Source organism: Microbacterium sp. 13-71-7 (assembly GCF_002257455.1).
Taxonomy (GTDB): Bacteria; Actinomycetota; Actinomycetes; order Actinomycetales; family Microbacteriaceae; genus Microbacterium.
On record NZ_NCKN01000172.1, the window covers coordinates 1 to 8,910 of the forward strand.

7 protein-coding genes and 1 pseudogene are annotated in these 8,910 nt (G+C 73.0%); all 8 read right to left on the reverse strand.

Translation table 11 applies throughout. The features are described 5' to 3' along the window. On the reverse strand, nt 1-412 hold a 412-nt coding region (locus B7X32_RS15030; RefSeq protein WP_292721258.1), incomplete at its 3' end, for an FHA domain-containing protein. 201 nt (nt 413-613) lie between these two features. Continuing rightward, a complete protein-coding gene (locus tag B7X32_RS15035; protein ID WP_292721261.1) occupies nt 614-2,635 on the reverse strand; it encodes a primary-amine oxidase in 2,022 nt (673 codons plus the stop codon). Nucleotides 2,636-2,730: 95 nt separating this feature from the next. Continuing rightward, complete coding sequence (locus tag B7X32_RS15040; RefSeq protein WP_292721264.1) at nt 2,731-3,918, reverse strand: hypothetical protein; 1,188 nt, start codon at nt 3,916-3,918, stop codon at nt 2,731-2,733. Nucleotides 3,919-4,000: 82 nt separating this feature from the next. Next, a complete protein-coding gene (locus B7X32_RS15045; RefSeq protein WP_292721266.1) occupies nt 4,001-4,456 on the reverse strand; it encodes a hypothetical protein in 456 nt (151 codons plus the stop codon). 7 nt (nt 4,457-4,463) lie between these two features. Continuing rightward, on the reverse strand, nt 4,464-4,925 hold the full coding sequence (locus B7X32_RS15050) for a hypothetical protein (protein ID WP_292721268.1): 462 nt from the start codon (nt 4,923-4,925) through the stop codon (nt 4,464-4,466). Between the two features lie 79 nt (nt 4,926-5,004). Continuing rightward, nucleotides 5,005-6,246: a CHAT domain-containing protein gene (locus tag B7X32_RS15055; RefSeq protein ID WP_292721270.1), complete on the reverse strand. Its 1,242-nt coding sequence runs from the start codon at nt 6,244-6,246 to the stop codon at nt 5,005-5,007. Between the two features lie 4 nt (nt 6,247-6,250). Then, on the reverse strand, nt 6,251-7,882 hold the full coding sequence (locus B7X32_RS15060; protein WP_292721272.1) for a hypothetical protein: 1,632 nt from the start codon (nt 7,880-7,882) through the stop codon (nt 6,251-6,253). Beyond that, nucleotides 7,879-8,910: pseudogene (locus B7X32_RS15065) on the reverse strand (hypothetical protein); the annotation flags it as partial. The gene B7X32_RS15060 and the pseudogene B7X32_RS15065, both read right to left, overlap by 4 nt.

Consider the following 8,910-nt stretch of genomic DNA (forward strand, 5'->3'; position numbering starts at 1 on the left):
GCCGGCGCTGGTGCGCGCCCTCGCCGCCGAGGCGTCCGCCATAGGGGCGGCCGTGGTCGGCGAACTCGTCGCGCACGAACACGAAGCGCCAGTCGCCCGCGGTGAAGCGCGCACCGGTGTGCAGCGTCTCGACGGGACGGCCCTCCTCCTCGGCGGCCTTCGCGATGTTCGCGCTGGTCTGCCCAGGGCCCACCATCTCGAGGTCGTAGTCGTCGTGCCCGTCGTGCCGGATGATCGCATGCACCGGGTCGATGCCCGCGAGGCGGATCTGGCAGTCCGGGCCGGATCCGATCCGCGTCTCGTCCTCGGTGATCTCGTGCACCAGATGGGTGTCCTCGAGGGTGATCAGCAGATGAGGATGCCCTGCGCCCCAGTCGGCGTGCGTGGTGGTTCCGCGCTCCTGCGTGTTCATGTCGGACCTCCTTCGCGGAGGCCGGGCGGCGCGGATCATCCCTCCAAGAGGCTCAGCGGGGTGTCGCCCTGGTCTCTCGCATACCGCGATCGTAACCCCGCCCGCGACCGCGGGCGCCGGATCGCGCGAAGCCGTGCCGATGCTCCGCTCGGCCTCTCGGCCGCGCGCGCTCAACCGCCCGGAGAGGGCCTCGGCAGCGGGTCAGCCGTGATGGTCGTGCTCGTGCCCGTCGTCGTGGGCGTGCGTGCCGCCGCCGTGGCCGTGGCCCTCGCCGTGATCGCAGCGGCATTCCCCTCCTTCGCAGGCGCACGCCGCGCCCTTGACCGTGCGGGGCGCGTCGAGCGAGGGGTTGCGATCGAAGAACCCGAACGGCTTGAGCCAGAACGAGATGGTGTCGGCCGGCATGATCGGCCAGTCCTCTGCGCGCGTGATGTGGTGGATCCCGAAGTTGTACCAGAGCACGACGTCCTCGTCGACGAGGTTCTCGTCGTCCGCGATCCACGCCGTCATGCCGTTGCCGAGGTCGTCGACGGCCTGGGTCGGGTAGTCGCCCGCCGGCCAGAACTGGTCGTCGTGGTGCCGCGTCACCCAGAGCGTCTTCCCGATGACGGGGTTGCGCTTGAGGATCGGGGAGGACTCGTCGAACATCGAGGGGAAGGACGCCGAAGGGACGAGCTTGTACGCGACGGGGGCGCCCCACGCGTTGAGACGGTTCGGGTTCTGCACCTTCCAGCCGCGCTGGCGCTCCCAGTCGTACCGGCGCCCCGCCTCCGCCTCGGAGCGGATGACGGTGGCCTGCGTGTGCAGGTCGAGACCGAACGGATTCGTCTCGGAGATCGGCGCCGGCATCGAATCGGACTCGACGACGGTGTTGCCGTCCCCGTCGACGTCGAGGTCGAGCCGGGCGATGAGGAAGTGCTGGTGGAAAGGCGCATAGGTGCGCTCGTCGATCGTGGTTCCCGTCGCCTTGCCCTGCTCGCCCTCGGCCATCGGCGTCGTGACCATGATGCCGGTGGCGCGCACCTCGCATTCGATGTTGCCGTCCTGGTAGAAGCGCCAGTACACGAGGTACTCGTAGTTGGCGACCGTGGCGTGGACCGAGACCACGAACCGGCGCTGGCGGCGCACCTCGGTGCCGGAGTCCGGGTCGACGTGCTTCCACAGCACCGCATTGTCCTCCTCGTGCAGGCAGATCGCGTTCGTGATCGTCCAGGGCTGACCTGCGGTGTCCGGCAGCACGGCGTCGAGGTACGTGATCTCGCCGAGGCAGTCGCAGCCGAGCTCGAGCGAGGTGCACATGTATCCGAGCCCCCATTCGCCGATGTCGAATGCGGTGCGCCGGTAGTGGTCGAAGCTGGAGTCCCGGTACGGCACGATCATCTCGGCGAACGAGAGCCGGTAGGCGACCTCGCGCCTGGTGCCCTGGTCGTCGAAGCCGACCTGGTAGATGACGGGCCCCTCGCGGTAGTTGAACCCGAGCCGGAAGTCCCAGTTCTGCCAGCGGATCCGGGATCCCTCGACGCTGAACGAGACGCCCTCGGGCTGCACGATCTGCAGCGGCTTCAGATCCTCGCGCGGCGTGATGCCGGCGAGCTCCGGCACGTACTCGCCGTGCACCTCGGGGAAGCCGAAGTCGTGGTGGTCCTCGATCTCGAGCACTTCGAGCGTGTTCATGTCGACGATGATCTTCAGCCCGCTCACCGGGTGCGCGTAGGGGTTGCCGTCCGGCGTCGCGCGCATCCACAGATCCACCCAGCCGAGGCGGCGGTCGCGCCACTTCTCCGGGATCACGGCCCCGCCGTACGTCCACACGTCGAACAGGACGAGCTCGACGTCATCGATCCCGCGGGCCGCGAGCGCCGCGCGGACCTCCGGGTTCTCCTTCATCGCGTGGTCGCAGTCGTGGTACTCGTCGATCGTGAAGTTCGGGGTGACGCCCGGCACGTGCGTCCACGACTCCACGGCGTCGTCCGTGAGGTTCACGACCGCCTCGTAGACCTCGTTCGTCTGCTTGCGCCACAGCACGGAGAGCGAGCGGCGCACGATCGGATCCCCTTCGCGCCAGGCCTTGACCTCGGCCTTCGGCGGCTCCTTGAGGATGATCGAGGCGTAGCGCCAGCCGGCGTCGATGCCGTGCTCGCGGGTGAGCACGGCGGCGGTGGCGGAGAACTCCTCGCCCGTGAGCGAGTCCAGAGGGTGCGACGGCGTGGGCTGCGACGACATGTGGGTCCCGATCGTTCGATCCCCGAGAGCGCCACGATGCGCGCCCCGGCGGACTTCGAGTCTGCCATCCCCGCACGGAGTTCGCATCGGCGGGATCAGCCGACCGGGATCTCCGCGCCGGTCTTGGCATCGAACCGTCGGGTCGTGGTCTTGTACACCCCGTCGCTGTCGACGTCGATGACGATCGGACCCTGCAACCGGCGGATCATCACGTCCGAGATCGCGATGCCGGGGTGGTCCCCGCGGACGGTCGCGACGACCCTGCGCACGACGACCGGGTCCACCTCGTCGATCGAGAATCCGCCCTGGGACGAGATGAGCTCACTGGTCCAGGACAGATTGAGGGATCCGTTCCGGTAGGAGTAGCTGTCCTCGCCCTCCGGGTCCGTCGCGCTCATCGCGTCGATCGACCAGTAGGTGTCGAAGAGCACCACGGACTCCAGGCTGCGACCGTGCAGCTGCCGGCGCAGGTCCGCGAGGTCCAGGTCGAGGACGGCGGAGTCCCAGACGCCCTGGACCTGCCCGCCGAGGCGCTGCGGCACCTCCCCGATCAGCGCGGCCGCGCGCTGCGGCGTGGAGAACACCCAGACCGTGCCGAGCGCGAATCCACCGGCGAGGCAGAGCGCGATGATGACCGCGTTCGCCAGGATCCGGCCGACGAGGCCGCCGGCCCGAGGCGCCTCCGCGGATGACGGACCCTTCGCCCGCGCCGTCGAAGGCGCCGTCGCCGCGCCGGCCGGGGGAGCCACCGCGTCGTAGCGCGAGGGCGCGGCGCGCAGCTCGGCCGCCCAGTGCGGGTCGGGCGCAGGATCCAGCACCGGAGGCGCCCCGGGGGTGGTGGTCGCGACGACGACGTAGCGTCCGGTGAAGAAGCCGGGCAGCTCGCCCATCGTGATGAGCTGGGAGAACACCTCCCGCCGAGGGGAGCCGGCCCGCGGGAACACCGTGACCGTGAACTCGTACAGGTGGTGGAAGTTGCGCACCGTCAGCCCGGCCTCGCGCAGCGACTCGATGCGGGCGATCTCGCGGGGCGCGGTGGGGGCGAGCATGGGGGGAGCCCCGAGTGGACCGCCGCGTCGCAGCCCCGATCCCGCACCGAGCTTCGACACGATGCCGAGGACCAGCGCCGTCGGCACGACGGTCGTGGCGACCAGGAGGGCGATCACGAACGCGATCGTCGCGGTCTCGGCGCTGCCGAGCACGAACCCGAGGACCGAGGCGAGGATGGTGCCGATCGCCATCCAGAAGAGGACGAGGATCCCTCGTCGCACCCAGCGGTTCATGTCGTTCTCCTCGTTCTCGGTCTCTGGACCATAGCGGTTCGGGAAGGCGGGCGTCGTACGGGCACGGCGGGTGCTCCCTGGGTCATCCGAGCAGCAGGGCCTGCGGATCGTCGGGCGAGACGCGGAACGGCAGCACCGCGCCGGGCTGCCAGTTGTATCGAGCGCCCTCGGCGATGACCGTGCGGTAGGTCGCCCGATAGGGCTCGCGGCCCTCGATCCGCACCTGGAGGAGCACGGCGTACACCGTCGGCCCGTCGATCGAGGATCCTTCCGGCGTGCATGCGATCACGGTGCCGGATGCGGGAAGGCCGTTCTGGTGGAACGCGAGATTCGCGAACGGATCCGCCGTCGCCGCGCCGTACGGTCCGCCGGGCCCCGTCGGGGCCGCCGCGGTCGTCGGGTGCGCGAAGTCCTCCGCGACGCGGCCCCACTGCTCCGCGATGTCGGCGGACTGGCGGATCGCCTCCCGCGCGGTCGGATGCGGCGGCAGCTCGCGCGCCACGCGCATCAGGCGCAGCAGATCCCGGATCACGCCCATGCCGCGCTCAGCTCGTGAGGGCGATGTTCTGCGGGTCCGCCGGGTCGACGGCGACGCCGTGCGCGGATCCGATCGCATAGTTCGCGAGGAACTGCGCGGCGACCATCTCCCGCTTGGCGACCGTGTACGGCGCGGACCCCGGGATCGTCACCTCGACGTCGATCCGGTACCAGGCGTTGCCCGCGGTGCGCTCGCCCGTGTCGACGGCGCCCGTGATGACGCCGGTGGCCGGCGTGCCGACCGCGATCACGCGGTTGAGCTCCTGGCCGTAGGCGTTCAGCACGTCGTGGTCGGCCTGCATCCGCTCCCGCAGGTCGGCGCCTTCGGCGGCCGTGGGCAGGGTGCCGTCGGAGTACCCCGCCCGGGCGAGCTGCTGCGCGGCCAGCTGCTGTGCGGCCTGCGCCTGGGCCGCCATCGCCTGAGGGTCCATGCCGGCGAGTGCGTTCTTCGCACGATCGAAGAGTCCCATGATCCGTACCTCCTGTGTGTCCGTGTGGATGCACTCAGGCTGCCGGGAGGCGAATGCTCCCGATCACAGGTTTCCCGGATCACGGGTCCTGACGCGGTGGCGGAGACCAGGTCGTGGAGATCGCCGCCCACATCAGCGGCGAGTGCTCGACGGCGCCGGTGCGCGCCCAGGTCTCGGCGCAGGTGCGTTGCCAGGCGTTCAGCGCCGCGACCGGATCCGTGCTCTCCTGGGCCGCGTCCACCGCGTCGACGGCGGCGCTGAAGGCCGGGGCGTCCGCACCGGCGGCGCGCGCGAACCCCGCGTCGGTGGGCAGCGTCCACCGTGCGGCGGCGACGTGCTCCGCTCCACCGCGGACCAGCGCCGCGACGAGCGCCGTGGGTTCCGCGAAACCCGAGTCCCCGCCCGACTCGCAGGCCATCAGCGCGACGCGGGCCGGAATCAGCCAGCCGCCCTCGGTGTCTGCCCCCGGCGCCCCATAGGCGATGTCGGCGGCCGCGAGCGGGCGATGAGCGCCGAGCAGCGCGGCGCGGCCGGGCTGGGCCGCGTCGTCGGACAGGTGCATGCGCACGTCCAGACCGTGGTCGGACGACGACACATGCCCGACGTAGAGGAGGCGGGACGCGTCCGCGAGCAGCGTGCGCAGGCGCACCCGGTCGATCGCTCCTCCGAGGAGGGGCTCGGCGCCACGGGCCCTGGATCCGAGTCGCTCCTGCAGCGGGCCGAGCCTCGCACCGGCGCCCGCCGGGCCGAGCACCGGGGCGAGCATCCCCCCGGGGACGGGCGGATCCAGCACGGCGACGACCGGACCGCGCGGATCCCAGCGCGAGACGCGCCGCGATGGCGCGTTGCGCACCCCGGCCGGCACGAGCAGAGACACCTCCGCCTCGTGCACCATCCGTCGGTCCGCGTCGACGATCAGCGCCTCCCAGGGGACCCTGCCGAGCGAGGGGGAGCCCTGGATGCGCAGATGCGGGCGTCGCCCGCGCGCGAGCATCGCGTTCAGCTCCGCGGCGAGCGGGGCGGGCAGCAGCGCGCCCGCCAGCTCGGCGGACAGTCGCCGTTCGCGGTCCGGATCCGCGAGCGCCCCACGGAAGGCGCGGTCGAGTGCGGCGACGATGCTCTCCCCGGGCAGGGGCGAGGGCAGCGACTCGTGCAACCGGTCGAGGGCCGGCTGGACGGCGGCGCGGGGGATCGCGTACGCGCGCGGTCGCTCCCGCGCGTGCTCCCAGCGCCACGTGACGTAGAGATCGCCGACATCGGCGAACTTGACCTGCACGCGCGGGCGATCCGGCGCGCCCTCGGCGACATCTCCCACGGTCACGGCCTCACCAGGCATCGACGGCCTCCGCGGATCGGATGACGACCCCGTAGCGACGCTCGGCCTCGGCGATCCAGACCCGGAACGACTCGTCGCCGGGCAGCGCCCGCACGAACGGCGGAGGCGTCGCTTCGCCCTGGGGAGTGGGCGAGGCGGGCCCTGCCTCCCCGGAGGCGGCCAGCGCGTACGGCTCCTCGAGGACGGCGACGCGGACAGGGCCGTGCTCCGGCGCATCATCGGAGCCCGCTGGGGAGGGCGCGACCGCGTCCAGGGAGGGCGAGGAGCACAGGAACTCGATCACCTCCACGGCGAGGCGGGTCTCGGCGAGAACCGTGATGCTTCGCAGGGCGACCTCGAACGCGACCGTCGAGACCGTGCGGATCCAGCGCTCCCGCATCGGTCCGGCCGGGAATCGTCCGCGCAGCGCATCGGTCGCGAGCGCGGCGGGCAGCGCGAGATCGAGCGCGGCGCGCCGCATGCGCTTCTTCTCCTCGCGGAACAGCGAGCGCTCGGCGGCCGTGAGCGCCGCGAGCGCCCGGCGCACATCGACCCGGGCGACCTCGTGCAGGGCGCCCGCCGACGCGGATACCGCGCGCGCCCTCCGGTAGGCGGCATCCGCGGCGGGGAAGCGCCACTGGGCGACGAGGATGTCGCCCCGCAGCAGCTCCGCCTGGAACTGCGCCCACACATCGCCCTGCGCCCCGACCTCCGCACCCACGCTCTCGGCGAGCCCGCGTGCGGCGGCGAGCTCTCCGCGGGCGAGCAGCACGGCGGCGCGTCCGAGACGCGAGGTCGACGCGGAGCGCGGGTCGCCGCCGTGCCGGTATCCCTCCTCGGCGGCGAGGAAGCGCTCTTCGGCGGCATCGACCTCGCCGCGTTCGAGCAGCAGTCGCGCGAGGTTCTCCTCGGTGCGGGCCAGGGCGAGCGGTCCTGTCGCCTGCAGCTGCCGCGAGAGCTGCAGCTGCTCGGCGGCCAGACGAGGGTCCCCGGTCCGGTGGGCGACGGCGGCGAGACCGGAGTACGCATACGAGGCGAATCGCGGTTCATGCGTCAGCGCCGTGTGCAGAGCGGCACGGAAGGCGACCTCGGCGTCGGCGAAGCGCTCCTGATCGAGCAGGATCCCGCCGAGCGTGTTGTGACGCCCGAAGACCAGCACCGGCGGCGTCGTCTCGTCGAACTCCGCGCCGAGGAGCTCGAGGTCCCGGATCGCCTCCGTCGAGCGGCCGACCAGGGCGAGCGTCTGCGCGCGATCGATCACGGCCCCGAAACGCACCTCCGGGGTGCGGCGTGCGGATCCGATCGCGGCCTCGGCGGCCGTGCAGGCGGAGATCGCCCTGGTGGCGAGGTCGATCGCCGCAGGAGCGTCCCCGCGGGCCTCGGCGATCGCGGACAGATTGGACAGCGCCCGGCCGCGCAGGTCGAGGCCGACCGCGTCGACGTCCGCCACCTCCGTGGCCGCGAGGATGCGGCGGGTGACCGGCTCGGCCGCGATCGGGCCGCCGGAGGCGTACGCCGCGCTCAGCTCTGCGAAGAGCGGCGCGACGTGCCGCCACCGGGCCGGCAGCTCCCCGGAGCCGGGCAGGCCGAGGATCTCCGCGGGGAACGCCCCGGCTTCCCCGTCCGTCGACTCGGCCCTCATGAGCGCCTCACGGCCTCCTGCTCGGCGAGCAGCACCGTGCGATCCGGGATCCCCGTCTCGTCCGGCACCGTCTGCCGTGCCCGGTCGAGCCGCTCGCGGGCGAGGGCGAGGAGCACTCCGGCATCTACATCGCGGCGGCCGCGATACCCCGGCGAGGCGAGTGCGAGCGTCCGCGCGGCAGGGGGCGTGAGCAGGATCGTGGCGGGAACGGCGACGCTGCCCGCGAAACGCCCCGGCTCGGGCGCCAGGGTCAGCGCGACACCCGCGAACACGGCGTCGAGCGGCCCGTGGTCCGCGGGGGAGACGGCCGGCGCCCGCGGCGCGGAGATCTCCAGCACCACGCCGCCCTCTCCGGTATGCACCTGCCAGTGCGCCGATCCGGCGGCATCGACCGTGCCGGGGGCGAACGCGGAGAGGTCCAGGGCTTCGGCGCCCTCCGCGAGCACGTCGGCCGCGGGGCGCGCGGTCGCGGAGGCGGCGAGCGCGAAGTCCTCGCGCGCGGGCATCGCCGCCGGGATGCCGTCGGTGGCGACGCCGCGGTCCGCGGCCGCCTCCTCGACCCTGGCTCCGAGCGCGGCGAGTCCCGCGCGCACGGCGGCGTCGATGCCCGGCGCGAGGCGGAGGGTCCGCGCCGCGGAGGCTCCCTCGGTGAGCGCCCGGAGCAGGACCTCCTCGCCGTCGAGCAGATGCTCCACGGCGAGGAGCGCGTCCGCCCGCTCGACGGCGAGGATCCGCGGATCCAGCGGCGGGATGCCCGCGAGGGCCGAGGCCGGCCACCACGCCGCCGCCCAGGTCGCCAGCGCCGCGCGCCGAGCATGGTCGAGCGCGGGAGCGGGACCAGGGGCGAAGGCCCCCGTCTGCTCCAGGAGCACCGGCACCGCGCCGGGGCCGTACACCTGCCAGGCGACGTCGACGGCGAGCTCGGGATCCCACACCGTCGCCGTCGGGGGAGCGGCGGGATCGACCGCATCCCAGATCAGGAGCGCCCCGGCCGTCTCGAGCAGTGCCGCGTGCGCGGGCGCGGGCGG

Bases quoted from the DNA above. Each gene is read 5' to 3' on its own strand.
- B7X32_RS15035 (WP_292721261.1), bottom strand. From the start codon at position 2,635: ATGTCGTCGCAGCCCACGCCGTCGCACCCTCTGGACTCGCTCACGGGC.
- B7X32_RS15045 (WP_292721266.1), bottom strand. From the start codon at position 4,456: ATGGGCGTGATCCGGGATCTGCTGCGCCTGATGCGCGTGGCGCGCGAG.
- B7X32_RS15050 (WP_292721268.1), bottom strand. From the start codon at position 4,925: ATGGGACTCTTCGATCGTGCGAAGAACGCACTCGCCGGCATGGACCCT.
- B7X32_RS15060 (WP_292721272.1), bottom strand. From the start codon at position 7,882: ATGAGGGCCGAGTCGACGGACGGGGAAGCCGGGGCGTTCCCCGCGGAG.
- B7X32_RS15040 (WP_292721264.1), bottom strand. From the start codon at position 3,918: ATGAACCGCTGGGTGCGACGAGGGATCCTCGTCCTCTTCTGGATGGCG.